The sequence below is a fragment of the Clostridium boliviensis genome, assembly GCF_033342255.1.
GTDB lineage: Bacteria > Bacillota > Clostridia > Lachnospirales > Lachnospiraceae > Lacrimispora > Lacrimispora boliviensis.
In genome coordinates this window covers 157,765-176,067 of sequence record NZ_JAWONS010000099.1, presented here as the reverse complement: position 1 = coordinate 176,067, position 18,303 = coordinate 157,765, and the positions used below count along the sequence as shown (strand labels likewise).

Below are 18,303 nucleotides of genomic sequence, written 5' to 3'. Positions count from 1 at the left end.
CTGGTGCTATAATTATTTTTACAGGATCATTTTATAAATCCTGTAATTAAATGAATGATCGGAGTGATACATATGAATATCGTACTATTAGAATCTCTTGGAATTCCAGACAGCCTGCTGAACGAATATGCAAAGCCATTCATCGATGCAGGTCATAGCTTTAAAGCTTTTGAAAAGAATACGGATGCGAAAGTTCAGATTGAAGAAGCTCAGGATGCCGATGTCATCATGATTGCTAATATGCCTCTGAGCAGAGAAGTAATAAGTGCATGTAAGAGCTTAAAATTTATAGATGTTGCTTTTACAGGTGTTGATCATGTGAATCTGGAAGCTGCTGAAAACAAACATATCGCAGTGAGCAATGCTGCCGGTTACTCAACGGAAGCTGTAGCAGAGCTGACATTAGGTCTTATGCTCTCACTACTTCGCAATGTGATAAAGACAGATACCCGCTGCCGGGAAGGAAAGACAAAAGATGGTCTGGTAGGCTGCGAACTAAGAGGAAAAACAGTGGGAATTATCGGAGCCGGTGCAATCGGAACAAGGACTGCAGAGCTTTGCAAAGCCTTTGGATGCCGCGTTCTCGGATACAAGCGAAACATCAGTGGAAATGAACCGGACTTCATGGAATTTGTATCTCTGGAAGAACTCCTTTCAAGCTCCGATCTCGTAAGTCTCCACTGTCCATTGAATGAAGATTCCCGTCATTTGATCAATCGGGATACAATTGCCAAAATGAAACGTGGAGCGTTTATCATTAATGCTGCAAGAGGTCCTGTTGTGGATTCTGAAGCCCTTGCAGAGGCTCTAAACAGCGGCTTTCTTGCAGGCGCAGGAATCGATGTTTTTGAGAACGAACCACCCATTGATACTGCCCACCCACTGTTAAACAGCAAGAATACCATCGTTACTCCTCATATCGCATTTGCTTCTGCAGAGTCCATGAAGTTAAGAGCAGATATTGTATTTGAGAATCTGAAAAAGTGGATGGAAGGCGATCAGATTAATAAAGTTCTATAAGAATAAACCTGAGGGGCATCGTGTATTTAGATGCCTCTTTTTTTCAATTTGTACAAATTATACTTGTAATTCAGAATCTTCATGCTATAATTTAGACAAGGGGATATAGCTCAGCTGGGAGAGCGATGCGTTCGCAACGCATAGGCCACGAGTTCGAGTCTCGCTATCTCCACGAAATGGAAGTATAGCTCAGCCGGGATGAGCGTTCGCCTCACACGCGAAAGGTCATGGGTTCGAGCCCCATTACTTCCATTTTTCTATAAACAGCCAAAACACCGGGATCACTTGTATATGCAGGGGATTCCGGTGGTTTTGTTATATTTGTCTGCCAGCATATTTTTCCAACAAACTCTGAAATATTTCATTCGGGAAGAAATATCATGAAAGATGCGCATATAATTGTATTAATAAGAATACGAGGGAAGCCATGATCATACACGTTGTTCAACCCGGTGAAACTATTGTTTCAATATCTGAATATTATCATATCCCAGTTGACAGATTAATTATAGAAAACGGCATCACAAACCCGGATAATTTAGCAATTGGCCAGACGATTGTAATTGTTCAGCCAGAAACAGTCTACACAGTTCGAGCCGGTGATACTTTGCAGAGTATTGCAAAGCAGTACAGTGTTACCGTTATGGATCTTTTAAGGAACAACCCCACACTTTCAGACCGTAACTATCTGAACCCTGGAGAAACTATTGTGATTACATATCAGACGAAGAAAACAAGAACCATCGCTACCAACGGATATACTTTTTCCTATATCGATAAAGCAGTTTTGAAGAAAACTCTTCCTTATCTGACTTATCTGTCAATATTTAATTATACAGCGACAGACAAAGGGGAAATAATTCCTGCTGGTGACGACACGGAACTGGTCCAGATGGCATTATCATATGGTGTTGCACCAATTATGTTTGTTTCAACCATCACCCAGGATGGGAAGATAAATCGTAGAACTAACTATAACATTTTAAATGATTCTTTGATACAGGACCTGCTTATTGAAAACTCGCTGCAAATACTAAAAAATAAAGGTTATTATGGCATAAATATTTATATCGAAGAAATCTCGTTCCACAATCTCGACAAACTTTCTGCATATTTAAAGAAAGCCTCTGATATATTTCATCCAGAAGGCTATCAAATATTTATTACTATTACACCTGTTACGAACATTAACACCTCTGGTATCAGTCTTGAAGAACTGAACTATACAGAATTATTTCAATATGTAGACAAAATCATATTTGCCTCCTACGATTGGGCGACAACGTTTGGCTATCCAAGCTCTATATTTCCGGTTAATATATTAATTAATTTATTGAATTATGCAGTTTCAAACATTCCATCTGAAGATATATTACTGGGATTCACAACGGTTGGTTATGATTGGGAACTGCCTTATATTCCGGGTGTTACAGGCGCTAATATTATCAGCAATGACGGAGCAATTCAAATAGCTGCAATAAATAACATACCGATACAGTTTAATGAAACGGCACAATCACCTTATTTCTATTATATGGACAGTGATGGTATTTTACATGTCATATGGTTTAATGATGCAAGAAGCTTTCAGGCACAGACTATGCTGGTGACACAATACAATCTTCTGGGTCTGTCTCTTTGGACAATTATGAAATTTAATGCTCAGATGTGGTTCATAATTAATACTCAGTACAACATACAGAAGCTGTAGATCTCTTTGCTGCACCATACGACCATGATTCACATATTCTCCCTTTTTTTGAATAGTATGAAACAAATACTCCTTTTATCCGAAGGGAGGTCTTTTTTGAAAAAAATTCTTGATAATAATTATTATGATCTTATTATAAATAATGTCTCTGTCCCGCAATACGGCACTGGCGATAATATTACCCCCCTAAACCTCAGGCATTCCCTTCTTAATACTCCTGTGGAAAGCGCAGATCCCTGCACTTTGGGTAAATATCCTTATTTTAGCTTTCCAGCGCTATTTACACTCACCTCAACCATCAGCATCGAAAAATCAGGCATCGGTGCTGTACAGCGCAATCCCTTCTTAAATCTGAATGGTAGAGGAATTATTATCGGTGTCATAGACACAGGCATTGATTACCAGCATCCTTCATTTCTCTTTCATGACAGAACTACACGAATTTTATCTATATGGGACCAATCCATCCAGGATGGAGAACCTCCTGGCGCTTTTACTTTCGGAACGGAATACACAAGGGGCATGATTAATCTGGCCTTGGCTTCAGATAACCCTTTATCCATCGTTCCCTCTCAAGATACCAATGGACACGGAACCGCGATTGCCAGTATTATTGCAGGCACACCTGAGGATGAAAAAAACTTTTCCGGTATTGTTCCTCATGCCGAACTTGTAATTGTCAAGCTAAAAGAGGGGAAGACAAATTTAAAAAATATATATTTTGTCCCAGAGGATAAGCTCTGCTATCAGGAAAGCGATATTATCCTGGGCCTTACTTATCTGGTAGATTATGCGCAAAAGGCTAACCGTCCCCTCGCTGTCTGTATTGCTCTTGGAAGCAGTCAGGGATCGCATGACGGCAGCGGTGCTCTCAGCTATTACTTAAATTACCTGGTGCGTATGCCAGGAATTGGAATCGCTGTTTCAGCAGGAAATGAGGGCAATCTGAGAAGACATTACTTTAACTCCACACAACAGGTCCCCTTTTCCAATCATTTTGAACTAAGAATCGGCGAAAAAGACCCCATGTTTTCCATGGAAATCTGGCCCTCTGCTCTCAGCAGACTATCCATCAATATTACCACCCCAAACCGGGAATCAACCAAGCTTGTCCGTCCTGGTCTTAAGGATTGCAGAAAGTTTAAGTTTGTCTTCACTCCTACTGTTTTATGGGTAAATAATCTGTCCTTTGAAGAGGATAGCGGTGACCAGCTGATTTTAATCCGGTATCAGAACGCAATGCCAGGAATCTGGTCCTTTGATATACAGAGTCTGGAAAACGAAGCCATATCCTTTAATTCCTGGCTGCCTTCCGGCGATCTTATCAGTAATGAGACCTTTTTTTTGAATGCCAATCCTGATACTACCATCATGAGTCCGGGAAATGGAATGCACCAGCTGACCGTCACAGCTTATAACCAGTTTAATGACAGCATACTGATTGAATCCAGCAGAGGCTACGCCAGAAACAACCTGGTAAAACCAGATATCAGTGCTCCCGGCTATCAGATCCCCTGTGCATTACCCAAAAACAGCTATGGAACGCTGACGGGCACAGGCGCTGCCGCTGCTCATACCACCGGTGCCATCGCCATGATTTTGGAATGGGGAATTCCCAGGGGACATTACACCACCTTGTCCGGAAATACGGTTAACAGCCTGATTACCCGCGGTTCAAGAAGGGAGTCATCCATAATCTATCCAAATAATGTCTGGGGATACGGTATGTTAGATATCAGCGAACTGTTTCAACGGCTTACCATCATCTGACCGTGTAACTATTTTTCATTCCGTCTCCCCTTTTCATAATAGAACTCCTTCTGCATAAACATATCATATATGCCCTCAGCAAAAGATAGGAGGACCTCTGTTGAATAAAATACTGGACAATAATTACTATGATCTGATTATCAGCAATACACTCATATCCTCTTTTAATACCGGGGATAATGTAACCCCGGTAAGTGAACGCTTCTCCCTGCTCCATATACCCGTAGTATCCCAGGATCCCTGTGATTTAGGAACCCGTCCTTACAATTTCTTTCCTTCCTTATATACACTGGAATCTGCAGTAAGCCTTGAAAAAACAGAGATGAGTTCCGTTCAGCAAAACAGTAATTTAAATCTTACAGGGGAGGGTGTACTGGTTGGTTTTATTGATACAGGAATCGACTATTCGCACATGGTATTTCGTAATTCTGATGGTACCAGCCGCATCTATTCCATCTGGGATCAAACCATACAGGAAGGAACGGTTCCGGACGGCTTCACCTTTGGAAGTGAATATAATAAGGATCAGATTAATGAAGCTTTAAAAGCTCCTCAGCCGCTCTCCATCGTTCCATCTATTGACAGCAACGGTCATGGTACTGCCATTGCCAGCATTGCCGCAGGTTCCACCACGGCGGATCCTGCTTTTACCGGAATTGCTTCTTCCTCAGAGCTTGTTATCGTCAAGCTGAAGGAAGCAAAAAACAATCTGAAAAATATTTTCTTAGTTCCGGAAGAAGCCTATTGTTTTCAGGAATCAGATATCTATCTGGCACTGACCTATATGCTGTCTGTATCCAAACGCGCAGCTAAACCCATTGTAGTTTGTATCTGTCTTGGAAGCAGCCAGGGAGGCCATGACGGCAACGGTGCAATCAGCAGCTATATGACTGCCAAAATCCGGAATCCGGGAATCTGCTTTGTGACAGCCGCCGGCAATGAAGGTAACAAAGCCAGGCATTATTACAATAATACAGCGAACATTCCCTTTTATAACGATTTTGAACTGAAAATCAGCGAAAAAGACAAACAGTTCTGGATGGAAATCTGGCCCTATGCACCCAGCAGGATATCCATTGATATCTCCTCTCCAAACAGAGAATCCACACAAAGAATTTATCCTGCTATTAATGAATGCAGAAAATTTAATTTTATCTTTACACAAAGCACCATATGGGTTAATAATATTGTTTTTGAAGAAGAAACAGGGAATCAGGTTATTCTGATCCGGTGGAAGGATCCAATGCCCGGAGTATGGTATCTGCGGGCACAAAGCATAAAGGGAGAGCCGATCTCCTTTCACTGCTGGCTTCCTAATGGCCCCTTCCTTTCCGATGATACCTACTTTCTGAATCCGGATGCTTCTGTAACCATAACCTCGCCAGGAAATGGTATACGTCAATTAACGGTTACTGCTTACAACCAGTATAATGACAGTGTTCTTCCACAAGCCAGCAGAGGTTATACCCGGATAAATATGGTCAAACCCGATATTGCCGCACCCGGATTTCATCTTCCCTGTGCACTTCCCGGAAATTCATTCGGCAATATTTCCGGAACTGCAGCCGCAGCCGCTCATGCGGCTGGTGCTGCAGTCATGGTGATGCAATGGGGAGTCTCCAAAGAAAATTACCCGAATTTAACCGGGTATGATATTAACCGACTGATAATGAGAGCAGCAAATCGCTCAACAAGCGATGTGTATCCCAATAACCTGTGGGGCTACGGCCGGCTTGACATCGAACATGTATTTAAACAGCTTACGAACATGTGATCAGCAAAATAAGACAAAACAGACCGGGGGACTGTCTTTTGGAAAAGATTCTGGATAACGATTATTATGATCTGATAATTAATAATATTTCTATCCCTGTCTATGGTTCAGAAAATATAACCATGATTAATTTCAGGCATTCCCTGCTTCACATACAGGCAGCCGGTTCCACCCCCTGCCTGTTAGGAGAATATCCATACCACAACTTTCCGTCTCTCTATACGCTGAATTCTACAATCAGCATAGAAAAGTCAGGAATCGGTGCTGTTCAGAGGAATCCGTTTCTGAATCTGACGGGCAGAGGTATCATTATCGGAATCATTGACACAGGAATTGATTACAGGCATGAGGCATTTTTGTACAATGACAATACAACCCGGATTCTCTCCATCTGGGATCAGACCATTCAGAGTGGTAATCCGCCTGCAGGCTTTACCTTCGGTACCGAATACAGCAGAGAGTCCATTAACATTGCCTTACGATCCGATGATCCCTTATCAATTGTTCCAACTACAGATCCCATAGGGCACGGGACTTCGGTTGCCAGTATTATTGCAGGCAGGGAAAATCCGGAAAATTCTTTTTCCGGGGTCGTACCGGAAGCAGAATTGGTAGTTGTGAAGCTGAAAGAGCCCAAACCAATCTTAAAAGAAATCCAATTTGTGCCGCCGGATGTAATATGCTATCAGGAATCGGACATTATGCTGGGGCTCCGCTACCTGGAAGAATACGCCCAGAAAGCCAACCGTCCACTGGTCATCTGCATTGCTCTTGGGAGCAGTCAGGGCGGTCATGACGGAACAGGCGCATTAAGTAATTATTTAAACTATCTGGCGAGACTGACAGGAATCGGAATTTCTGTTTCAGCAGGAAATGAAGGCAATGACAGACGTCATTATTTCAGAAGTATAACAGAACCGCCATTTTATGATAATATTGAATTACGGATCGGAGAAAATGATCCTACGTTTTTTATGGAAATCTGGCCATATGCACCTGGCCGCATTTCCGTAGATGTATCCACTCCAAACAGGGAATCAACCCAGCCGGTTTCTCCCACGATCAATTCCTGCAGAAAGTTTGATTTTATTTTTACGGGCAGCACAATATGGGTAAATAATTTTACATTTGAAGAAGAGACCGGCGACCAGCTGGTTCTTCTCCGTTTTCGCAATCCCCTGCCAGGCGTCTGGAACATCCGGGTGCAGAGTATTGATAACGAGGCTCTGTCATTCCATTCCTGGCTTCCTTCCGGTGGCATCATTTCAAATGACACCTTTTTTTTAAACCCAAATCCGGACACTACGATTACCGCACCGGGAAATGCTCCCAGTCAGCTGACGGTCACTGCCTATAACCAGTTTAATGACAGTATCCTTATCGAATCCAGCAGAGGATATACCAGAAACGGATTAGTGAAGCCAGACATTGCAGCTCCCGGTTATCAGATTCCCTGTGCACTGCCAGGCAATCTTTACGGAACCATGACTGGAACCGGGGCAGCCGCCGCTCATACTGCCGGTGCAATTGCCATGATTCTGGAATGGGCAATTCCCAGGGGAAACTACACTTCCATGACAGGAAATGACGTTAACCGCCTGCTCATCCGGGGTGCTGCACGTGATAGTTCTATCATTTATCCAAACAATATCTGGGGCTATGGCAGGCTGGATGTAAATAACCTGTTTAGGAGGCTGACCAATATATAATCCATTAATTCTGCATAAGGAGGTCTGATTTTGCTTAAAATACTGGACAATGACTATTACGACCTGATTATTAATACTATATCAGTCCCCTCCTACGATACAGGAGATAATATCACTCTGTTAACAGAACGCAGCTCCCTGCTTCATATCCCAACGGCGGAAGCAGAGCCTTGTGATTTAGGGGTCCGCCCCTATAGTACCTTTCCCTCCCTGTATACCCCTGAATCCACCATCAGTATAGAAAAATCAGGCATTGGGACGGTACAGAGAAATCCATTTTTAAACCTGAACGGTCAGGGTGTCTTAATGGGGTTTGTGGATACCGGAATCGATTATCTGCATAACGCTTTCCGAAACGCTGACGGAACCACCCGTATTGTATCCATATGGGATCAGACCGTGCAGACAGGTACCATTCCGGAGGGTTTTACCTTTGGCAGCGAATATAACAGCGAAACCATTAATCTGGCTTTATCATCAGAGGATCCTCTTTCCATTGTTCCGACAGTGGATACCAATGGACACGGAACTGCCATGGCAAGCATTGCAGCCGGAAGCTATACTGCAGATCAGACTTTTACTGGCATAGTACCCAGTTCCCAGATTATTATTGTGAAATTAAAAGAGGCTAAGAATAACTTAAAAAACATTTTTTTAATCCCCGAAGATGCCTACTGCTTCCAGGAGTCTGATATCATACTGGGCATCAGGTATCTTCTTTTAACTGCACAGAAACTCAGTCTCCCCCTCGTCATCTGCATTGCACTCGGCACAAGCCAGGGAAGCCATGACGGCAAGGGGGTATTAAGCAGTTATTTAACCTATCTCGTACAGCTTCCCGGAGTCGGCATTTCCGTGTCTGCCGGAAATGAAGGAAATAAACAGAGGCACTATTTTAACAGTACCTCTGTTATCCCCTTTTACAATGATTTTGAACTGAGAATTGGGGAAGATGACAAAGAATTCTGGATGGAAATCTGGCCCTATGCTCCGGAAAGGATTTCCATTGATATTTCTACCCCAAACAGAGAATCCACCCAGCGTATTTATCCTTCTATTGCAGATTGCCGTAGGTTCAACTTCATATTTACCCAGAGCGTTGTCTGGGTGAACAATATTATATTCGAGGAAGAAACCGGGGATCAGCTTATCCTGATCCGTTTTCTCAATCCCCAGCCCGGTGTTTGGTATTTCCGTGCCCAGAGCCTTGAAGACGAACCATTTTCTTTTCACTGCTGGCTTCCAAACGGGAACCTCATCTCTGATAATACGTTTTTTTTGGTTCCTAATCCGGATACCACCATCACATCTCCGGGAAATGGCGTCAGCCAGCTGACAGTCACTGCCTATAATCAGTTTACGGACAGCATTCTTCCTGAGTCCAGCAGGGGCTATACAAGAACCGGACTGGTAAAACCGGATATCGCAGCTCCTGGCTATCAGATTCCATGCGCCGTTCCCGGTAATCAGTATGGAACTGCAACCGGCACCGGAGCAGCCAGTGCACATTCTGCAGGAATCATAGCAATGGTGCTTGAATGGGGCATAACAAGAAGAAATTATACCACTCTGACCGGATATGACGTCAACCGGCTGCTCATCCGGGGAGCACAAAGAAGCACTTCGGATGTCTACCCCAATAATGTATGGGGATATGGTACCATCAACGTGAATAACTTATTTGAACGGCTTACAAATCTCTGATCTTCTTTTGTATTATAGAAAAGCAGGCACCCAGTTCCCTGATATCAGGTTTTACCGGTGCCTGCTTATTTCTTTATTTCATCTAAAAAGGGAATTTTTATTAACTCGATTACAGTCGAAACCGGTCGATTAAGTCCTTTAGAATCTGAGCCTGTCCGGAAAGTTCTTCACTGGTTGCCGCACTTTCTTCCGCTGTTGCCGAATTTGTCTGAACCACACTTGAAATCTGGTCTATACCCTCATTGACCTGGCTTATGGAAAGTGCCTGTTCTCCGGATGCTTTGGATATCTCATTGATCAGCGTTACGGTTCTTTCAGAGGAAGCAGCAATGCGGTCCAGCAATTCTTTTGTCTCCGCCGCAATACGCGTACCCTGTTCCACGGACTGATCGGAATTAGTTATCAGAACAGAGGTATTTTTAGATGCCTCCGCACTTTTAGAAGCAAGATTGCGCACTTCATCTGCTACGACTGCGAAGCCTTTTCCCGCTTCCCCTGCCCGTGCAGCCTCCACCGCGGCATTCAGTGCCAGAATATTGGTCTGAAATGCGATGTCCTCAATTGTTTTAATTATTTTTCCAATCTCACCCGATGCCTGTGAAATCTCTTCCATGGCTTTTGTCATCTTATTCATCTGAGCGTTACCATTCTTCAGTTCCTGCGCAGTTTCCTCTGCCTGCAGACTGGCCTCCTTAGCATGTTTCGCATTTCCCTCTACCTGCAATGAAATTCCTCCTATTGCAGCAGCCAGTTCCTGTATCGAGCCCGCCTGCTCTGTAGCTCCCTGGGAAAGTGCCTGGGCTCCTGCAGATACCTGATCCGCTCCTGCTGCGACTTCCCCGGAAGAACGGCTGATATCAGTAAGAGTATCCCCAAGCTGGGTTTTTAACTGGTGCATCGACTCATGGATTCCCTGAAAACCGCCTGCATACGCATAATCACAAGTGCTGCTTACAGTTAAGTTACCTCCTGCCATCTCATGAAGAAGGTAATCCACATCTCCGATTATTAAACCCAGTTTACGGACAAGATCCCGTGTGGCATCAGCCAGTATCCCCGTTTCGTCTTTGTTTTTAATATCTGATACAGGGGACTCCAGATCTCCCTCTGCCAGAAGCTTTAACCGGTCAGCGCATACAGTAATGGGGCCTCCTATCCTTCCGGCCAGAACCGCTGATACCACTGCTGCAATTCCAAGAAATACTGCGATTAGTACCACAGTAACAGCGCTGGCAGTTTTGGTCGATCCCATAAAATCTCCCATGGGGGCACTGATTCCCAGGCTCCAGCCATCGGTTCCCGCAACAGGAGCATAGGAAACAAACATCTCTTTTCCATCACTTTTATAACGGTCGAATCCGCTTTTCCCCTGTGTCATCCTGGCTTCCACTGCTGCAAGCCCCGCCAGCCCGGGGTCCTTTGCCGCATTCTCCTGGACATTTATGCCATCAGAGACTTTTTTCATATCAGGATCTGCAATCACCTTACCGGACTGATTGAGGAGATAGGCGTTAGAATGTTTGCTGACCTGTATGGAAGCGGTGATATCATTTAAAAAGGTCTCCCTGGGAACAAAATAAACCACTCCCACCACTTTCGTTCCGGGTATTCCCTTCTCCCACAGAGGAGCCGATATGATGATCGTCATCTGTCCTGTAATCTTACTGATTAAAGGCTCTGATACCGCCATCTCACCTTTAATGGAGCGTTTAAAATAATCTCTGTCTGAATAATCCTTACCATCAAAAATACTGACGCCGTCGACGCCAATAATATTCCCTCTCTGGAAATCGTGTGTCTGGGCTCTCTGGTCAATAATGGATTTTTTCTCATCAATGCTTGTCTCAGAATTTGCCAGTCTGGCAATGCTCCCTGCCTCATAAGCCAGGTTTTTATAAATATCCAGTTCCTTTTCAACACGCTGGGAAGCAGTCACTGCCAGCTCCGTCATGGACTGGTCCATGGTCGCCGTCATACTGAAATAATTTAAAAAGATACTGATACCGCCTAATGCGGCAAGAGAGAAAAAAACAGTGCAAGCCATATATAAAAATATCTTAGCTTTTATGCTCTTCATAACAATTCCTCCTTTGTAATTCAGCAGAAGTTATTCTTAAATCTGCTTATTAACTTACTATCAGTATACTTCACAAAGGTATCATTGTCCATTTCTCTTTTCGAAACGCAGTCATTCCAGGGAATATATATGTTCACTTATGGTGTAATACGGTACATGGCGATTTCATCTATCTCCCGGTTTGTGCTGATTAACCAGTCTTGCCCATTTCTTCTTATATGCAGGACATTGGCCGGTCCGCAGTCCTGATCAAAAACCTCCCACTGATACGTCTGCTTTTCTTTGTTCCAGGTAAAGCAGATGAGATTCCGGTTTCCCTGTCTGTGACCCACCACCAGAGCCGGCCGCCCGCATAAGCTGCCGCCATATATAGCATGGGAAAATTCCGCCGGCTTCTCATATTCATATACTTTCCGATAACTGCCCCCGTAATTTTTGTAGATAGAGATGCATTCACCATGAAACGGAGATAAAACTGCAAGCTCCCTTTCCCCATCCTGATCAAAATCCACCAATACCGCATCACTGGCAGGTGTGTCAAGAAGCATGCGCACTTCCCACGGCTCTCCCTGCCCTGCTGGCGGTATAAACTGGCAGACTCCTCCTTCAAAGGAAATCAGCCCTGTATCCATCCCATTTTCTTCCACCCTGTAATAGCCATGATTTTTAAGCATTCCCTCCTGTATGACTTCAAGCTGTAACGGATTTTTTTCACAAAGTCCGGAAAGATCTTCTGGAAGCACTGCGGCATAAACCTTACCGGGACTTGACCAGTCTTCCTTATACTCATGACCGGATTTTAAGGTGCAGGCAATAAGATACCGGGTTTTCCCTCTTGTTAACAGGTCAAAGCGGTGTATATGAGGAAGCACTGCTATGGTCTTAACCTGCCAGTTTCCCGCTTCATCGGGAGTTACCAGGACAATTTTTGCCTCTTTGGAATCATTGGGAGAATAAAATTTCTGCGTAGCCAGAAACTGGCCGTTTGTATCCGGTACCTGTACCATGGACATAGTACCGCCAGGTCCTTCCCAGACCGTTTCCACTTTATTGCCATCCATATCAAACAGCAGGCAGGGATCTTCTTTTTCTGCCGCTGCCAGAAAATAATCGTTTCCTTTATAAAAAAGCGGAGCAACTGAATAACATTTTGTCAGATGCCCCACCACCTTTTTCTCCGCTCTCATCCCAATCTCCTTTCAGCACTGTTTATCCAGTATCTCCGTCATCCGTTTGTTGGCATCGTAAAGATCAAGCATCCACTGGGAATTCCCACTATACCAGAATTCCGTCACGTATTTTCGTATACCCAGCTCCCATGCTGTTTTAATTGCGCTTTCAAAATCCACATGCCCCGTTCCAAAGGGTATCTCACGGAACTTTCCGGGAACGGTTTCCTTTAAGTGCATGGCAACCAGATGACCTTTTCCTGCACGTAAGTCATCCAATGCGTTAATACCGTATGTTTTAGCAGCGTTTGTTATATTTCCGATATCCGGATAGACATTTAAGTACGTTGATGCTACCAGCTTTACATATTCCATGGATTTTTCCACAGTATTCATAAATTCCGTTTCCATGGTTTCAAATCCCAGTACAACACCGGCGCGTGCTGCAATCTCTGTTGCTATTTTTAAATTTTCCAGAAAATACTGTCTGGTTATTTCACTGGAATCCTCATAATATACATCATAGCCTGCCAGCTGGATGATCCTGACCCCCAGATCGTCTGCCAGCTGGATTGCTTTCTTCATTATATCCATCCCTTTTTCCCTTACAGCCGGATCATGGCTTCCAAGGGGGTATTTGCGGTGGCCGCTTAAGCACATGGTGCGGATAGGCAGCCCCACAATCTTCATCATACTGATCAGTTCCAGCCGTTCCGCCTGTGACATGCATAAGCGGTTTAATTTCTCTTCGGTTTCATCAATGCTGATTTCCACAAAATCGTAACCGGCAGTTTTTGCCGCTTCCAGCTTTTCTTTCCATCCAAGCCCTGCAGGCATGGATTTCTCATATAATCCAAGGGTATATGCCTTTTCCATAAAATTTGCCTCCAAACGATGCAATCAACATGGAAGCCCGGGCATTGTTCCACTATGATTGATTCATAAATCCGACCGGCGGACCACAAAAACTTCCACCCCTTTTTCCCTGATTAAATCTAAAGCTTCCAAAGGTGCTTTTTCGTCGGTAATTAAATATTTAATTTTTTCAATAGGACAGCTTACAAAGCTGCTGTTTTTTCCGATCTTTGTATGGTCAGCCAGGACGTACACATCCTGAGTTGCATGTCCCACCATCATTTCGTTGATGCTGACCTCATTAAAAATCTCCGTTGTCATGCCGTTTTCCCCGCTGATTCCGGAGCAGCCAATGAATGCTTTTTTTGCATAAATTGTCTGTAAGTTTCGAAGCGCAAAATCCCCCACCATAGCCTCTTTGGGATAGCGCAGTTCACCGCCTGTCAGCACCACATTAACTTCCTGGGAATGCTCACAGTGAATGGCTTTTCCATTATTAGTTATAACGGTTACATTAGAACAGGTAATGTGTTCCAGTATTTTTAATGCATTGCTGCTGGTATTGATGAAAAGCGTATCATTATCTGACACAAATTTAGCAGCAAATTCAGCAATCAGTCTCCTGTATAAGGATACTTCATCTGCGGGACTGTTGGAAGCGACGGCTCCCCCGTGGGTTCGTACCAAAAGTTTCTTATCTTCCAGATACTGTAAATCTCTGCGTATGGTGATAAGAGAAACCTCTAACGCTTCCGCCAGTTCATCCACCCGCACCCTGGGGTTTTTCTCCATGATTTCCAGGATGCGGTTCCTTCTGTTTTCAACACAAGCTCTGTCCTTTTTCATTTTTTCCCTCTCAACTTATAAAGATATGATTCTTTATCCTCATTATAGCCTGTTCAGATGCCTGTGTCACTTGTTTTATGTTCGTTTTGATTGAAATTAAAGAATTCCATTTTCCTTCATTTTTTGTTCCATCTCCTGTGGAGACATGATATTTCTCAGACCAATCACCAGGGTTCCTTTTTCTTTGGCACTCTGAAACATGCCGGCGAAGTTCTGTGCGCAAAAGACAACATCATACTGGGCAGCTGCAGTTTTCCCTTCCGATAAGGCGCAGTGATGAACCTTTGACGGCTTAATTCCCGCCTTATCAAGTACCTTCTGCATCGTCATTTTCATCATCAGACTGGAGCCGGCCCCATTGGCGCAGCATACCATAAAACTCATATTTTCTTTTGACATAATCATTCTCCTGACTTTTATTTAATTCCCTTTAATTCCTTATAAGCTTCGTAATTTTCTGTAATTAAGAAATAACCTTTTTTGTCCCTGCGGTACTGGATCTGGGGAATAGCAAGCAAAACAGCTACCACGATCACCACTCCGGCATAGCTTAAGAACTTCATGACTGCAGTCATGACCGGCCATACAACCGCCCAGTCCCACATTCCTAAATACCCGCCGTAAGCTGCCATGCCAACCCAGCCTGCGATGATTGCAGATCCGAATACCTGGCAGATGCCGGAAAAGAACGGCAAGATGAGAGCTGCCTTGATTCCGCCTTTTTCATTGGCAAATACAGCGATGGTTGCATTATCAAAAAATACAGGAACGAAACCGCAGATAACAAGCACAGGACTCTTTAGTAAAATCAGTGCCACAATTGCAAGAATCTGACCTGCAAAGCCTGCGAGGAAACCAAGAGGTACGGCATTGGCAGAACCAAATCCGAATACAACTGCACAATCAACTCCAGGAAGGGAGCCGGGAAGAAGTTTATCTGCGATTCCCTGGAAGGAAGCAGTCAGTTCGGTAACAAAGGTTCTTACGCCCAGCTGAAGGATTGCTAAGTAAACAGAGAAATAAAGACAGGTCTGGATCACATAAAAGAACATGCTGGCTCCTTCTTTCATGAACTTTTGTTCCACCAGATAGTCTTTCCCCAAAATGCAGAGGATAGCTCCGAAGAAAACGATCATCAAAATGGAGGTACATACCATGTTTTCATTAAAGATAGACATAAAACCAGGAAGCTCGATCTCGTCAATCTTTCTCACTTCTTTTCCGTTCTTCTTTTTACCAAACAGCTTCTCTGCCAGCCAGGTGTTAATCGCAATTCCAAACATCTGCTGATGGGCCAGACAAAAACCTGCACCATCCGTCAGTTCCTGACAGGGCTTAATGGTAAGGTTAGATCCAACCGCCCAGTACGCTCCCAGTATCAGTGCCATCACCACCAGAAGGGAGGCATTATTGTTTAATAAGAACGGACAGGCAAATAGGATCAGCCAGTAAGCAGTTGCTGCCTGCTGTACCTGAACATGGCCGGTAGTAAACAGTGCTCTTAACTTTGTCACCCTGCTGAATCGGACCAGGAGGATGTTTACGATAAATGCGATTAAAAGTAAAATCATGGCATTACCAAATACCTTGCCAAACACCTCTTCCACACCAGCTGTTACCGCATTCTGTCCAAAGTAGGGATCAATTACCATGGCATTCATATTGAAACGGTCTTTTAAACCTACAAGTACCGGGCGGAAATTGCTGACCAGACCGCCTGAACCAACGGTCAGAATCAAGTATCCAACGATAGCTTTAATCACTCCTGCAAGAACATCATACCAGGGCTTTCCTAACAGCACATAACCGATCATAACGATCAGGCCAATCATAAATGCCGGCTGCTGTAATACATTAACTGCAAAATACGACCAGATTTTTAATAAAATATCCATAAGAAACCTCCCCATTTTAATCCAGATATTTTCTCTGGATCCTTAACAAGTCTTCCGGTGTACCGGCACTTAAAAGTGCTTCCACCGCCCCTTCATTCATCAACAATTCCGACAGCCTTGACATATTTTCCAGATGCTGTTTCGGATCACAGGAAGCCAGCGTAAAGAACAGTCTGGCATCCTTTTCCTTATCACCTGGATCAAAGCTGACCGGCTTATTCAGCTTCATAAAACCGATAGCAGTCTTGTGCACCCCTTTTGCACCTTCCTGCGAATGCGGCATGGCAACATCAGGCATGATAATAATATAAGGTCCATACTTTCTGATACATTCGATAATCTCCTCCTTATAATCTGCCTCCACTGTTCCGTCCGCTTCTAAGGTTTCACAGCTCATCCGGACCGCCTCCTCCCAGTCTGCGGCTTCCTCAGCAAATTTATAATGCCCCAGTTCTACAAATTCTTTTAACAGCATGACTGCCCCCTCCCCAATCGCCTACAGGCAGGACCGAAATGGTATGTTCTGCGGAGCTTCAAAGCAGTCTTCAAAACCTCTGGGGTGATGATAAGCCTTTTTCTCCCTGTCTGCCGGGTAAATGTATTTTCCGCCTACTTCCCAGAAGAATGGGTGAAAACGGTAATCCAATCGGTCCTTTTTCATGTCATAAAGCACCCTTATCTCATTGACATCTGCCATAAAGTTGCTCCATACATCGTAATGAATGGGTATCACCACATCACACTTTAAAGCCTCCGCCATTCTAAGCACATCGCAGGAAGTCATCTTATCTGCCATTCCCACTGGATTCTCACCATAGGAGCCAAAAGCGACATCCACCTTATGATCTTTGCCATGCTTTGCAAAATAAATGGAATAATGGGAATCACCGCTGTGATAGATGTTTCCTCCCGGAGTTTTAATTAAGTAATTGACTGCCTTGTCATCCATATCAACAGGACAGACTCCAGTCAGCTCTTCTCTGTCTTCACCTGTGGAATCCGTTGTTACAAGGCAGGTTCTGTCAAAGGAATCAAGGACTACGATCTCCACATCCTTAATCTTAATGGTGTCGCCGGGACGCACAACTTTGCACCGTTCTTTCGGAACGCCCCATTTAATCCAGGTCTCCACTGATTTCAGAGGACCGATAAACGGGACCGGGATTTCATTTCCCTTATCATCGGTTGTCGTCATGCCGCTTTGAATCACGTGAGCTGCATATTCTGCGCTCATATGATCCTGGTGGTAATGTGTTGCTAAAACTCCATCCACCTTTCGGATGGCAAATGGGTCAATGACAAAGGGTACAGCTCTTAAGTTGGGCTGCATTTTTCTGGCACCGCACATATTGGCCATCTGATGTCCCGCCGCCATCTTACCGTCTCCATGGGTCCGCTTTCCGTTGCCGCACCATAAATCGATGGTTAAATTGCATCCACCCGGAGTTTTAAACCAGATTCCGGTACAGCCTAACCACCACATTGCCACAGTGCCGGGTTTTACTTCCTCACTTTCAATCTCTTCATTCAGCCAGGTTCCCCACTCCGGAAACGTGTTCATGATCCATGATTCTCTGGTCGTTTCGCTCACCTTGCTCATACTTACTTCTCCTTTGATCTTAATGCCTGTTTTTTATGTTCGTTTTGTTTCTGTAATGCCATATTAACATGATTAATATGGATTTTCAATAGCCATATATGTTCGTTTTTGTTTTATATGTTCATTATCATATTTTTGTAATATCCTACAGATTTTGGTCGTTTTTTTGTGCA

General features: G+C 44.0%; 14 protein-coding genes and 2 tRNA genes. 8 read left to right on the top strand and 8 right to left on the bottom strand.

Going from position 1 to position 18,303, the window contains the following annotated elements; all coding sequences use genetic code 11:
* Window positions 1-72: 72 nt before the first annotated feature.
* The 8 genes from RZO55_RS04430 to RZO55_RS04395 all read left to right on the top strand — a co-directional run bounded on the left by RZO55_RS04430 (window position 73) and on the right by RZO55_RS04395 (window position 9,688).
* The gene (locus RZO55_RS04430) at window positions 73-1,020 is read left to right on the top strand and encodes an NAD(P)-dependent oxidoreductase (protein WP_318063083.1); all 948 of its coding nucleotides are present in this window, start codon (window positions 73-75) and stop codon (window positions 1,018-1,020) included.
* Window positions 1,021-1,119: 99 nt separating this feature from the next.
* Window positions 1,120-1,192 (top strand) — tRNA-Ala (locus tag RZO55_RS04425).
* Between the two features lie 6 nt (window positions 1,193-1,198).
* Window positions 1,199-1,272: transfer RNA gene (locus RZO55_RS04420), tRNA-Val, on the top strand.
* A 175-nt stretch (window positions 1,273-1,447) separates the two neighbouring features.
* Window positions 1,448-2,731: a LysM peptidoglycan-binding domain-containing protein gene (locus RZO55_RS04415; RefSeq protein WP_318063082.1), complete on the top strand. Its 1,284-nt coding sequence runs from the start codon at window positions 1,448-1,450 to the stop codon at window positions 2,729-2,731.
* A gap of 96 nt (window positions 2,732-2,827) precedes the next feature.
* Window positions 2,828-4,501 (top strand): S8 family peptidase, encoded by a 1,674-nt coding sequence (locus tag RZO55_RS04410; RefSeq protein WP_318063081.1) that lies wholly within the window; start codon window positions 2,828-2,830, stop codon window positions 4,499-4,501.
* Between the two features lie 100 nt (window positions 4,502-4,601).
* A complete protein-coding gene (locus RZO55_RS04405; protein WP_318063080.1) occupies window positions 4,602-6,275 on the top strand; it encodes a S8 family peptidase in 1,674 nt (557 codons plus the stop codon).
* A 38-nt stretch (window positions 6,276-6,313) separates the two neighbouring features.
* Window positions 6,314-7,984 carry a S8 family peptidase gene (locus tag RZO55_RS04400; protein WP_318063079.1) on the top strand — a complete coding sequence of 557 codons (1,671 nt, stop codon included), beginning with the start codon at window positions 6,314-6,316 and terminating at the stop codon, window positions 7,982-7,984.
* A gap of 30 nt (window positions 7,985-8,014) precedes the next feature.
* Window positions 8,015-9,688 (top strand): S8 family peptidase, encoded by a 1,674-nt coding sequence (locus RZO55_RS04395; RefSeq protein ID WP_318063078.1) that lies wholly within the window; start codon window positions 8,015-8,017, stop codon window positions 9,686-9,688.
* Between the two features lie 109 nt (window positions 9,689-9,797).
* On the opposite strand, the gene RZO55_RS04390 is transcribed toward RZO55_RS04395, so the two are convergent.
* The 8 genes from RZO55_RS04390 to ulaG all read right to left on the bottom strand — a co-directional run bounded on the left by RZO55_RS04390 (window position 9,798) and on the right by ulaG (window position 18,130).
* A complete protein-coding gene (locus tag RZO55_RS04390) occupies window positions 9,798-11,765 on the bottom strand; it encodes a methyl-accepting chemotaxis protein (RefSeq protein WP_318063077.1) in 1,968 nt (655 codons plus the stop codon).
* A gap of 137 nt (window positions 11,766-11,902) precedes the next feature.
* On the bottom strand, window positions 11,903-12,952 hold the full coding sequence (locus RZO55_RS04385; RefSeq protein WP_318063076.1) for a hypothetical protein: 1,050 nt from the start codon (window positions 12,950-12,952) through the stop codon (window positions 11,903-11,905).
* Between the two features lie 12 nt (window positions 12,953-12,964).
* Window positions 12,965-13,810: an L-ribulose-5-phosphate 3-epimerase gene (locus RZO55_RS04380; protein WP_318063075.1), complete on the bottom strand. Its 846-nt coding sequence runs from the start codon at window positions 13,808-13,810 to the stop codon at window positions 12,965-12,967.
* A gap of 63 nt (window positions 13,811-13,873) precedes the next feature.
* On the bottom strand, window positions 13,874-14,635 hold the full coding sequence (locus RZO55_RS04375; RefSeq protein ID WP_318063074.1) for a DeoR/GlpR family DNA-binding transcription regulator: 762 nt from the start codon (window positions 14,633-14,635) through the stop codon (window positions 13,874-13,876).
* A gap of 96 nt (window positions 14,636-14,731) precedes the next feature.
* Window positions 14,732-15,034, bottom strand: a complete 303-nt coding sequence (locus RZO55_RS04370; RefSeq protein WP_318063073.1) for a PTS sugar transporter subunit IIB — start codon at window positions 15,032-15,034, stop codon at window positions 14,732-14,734.
* Window positions 15,035-15,051: 17 nt separating this feature from the next.
* Window positions 15,052-16,530, bottom strand: a complete 1,479-nt coding sequence (gene ulaA / locus RZO55_RS04365) for a PTS ascorbate transporter subunit IIC (protein ID WP_318063072.1) — start codon at window positions 16,528-16,530, stop codon at window positions 15,052-15,054.
* Window positions 16,531-16,546: 16 nt separating this feature from the next.
* Window positions 16,547-17,005, bottom strand: a complete 459-nt coding sequence (locus RZO55_RS04360; protein ID WP_318063071.1) for a PTS sugar transporter subunit IIA — start codon at window positions 17,003-17,005, stop codon at window positions 16,547-16,549.
* Between the two features lie 21 nt (window positions 17,006-17,026).
* Complete coding sequence (ulaG, locus tag RZO55_RS04355) at window positions 17,027-18,130, bottom strand: L-ascorbate 6-phosphate lactonase (protein WP_318063070.1); 1,104 nt, start codon at window positions 18,128-18,130, stop codon at window positions 17,027-17,029.
* Between the last annotated feature and the right edge of the window lie 173 nt (window positions 18,131-18,303).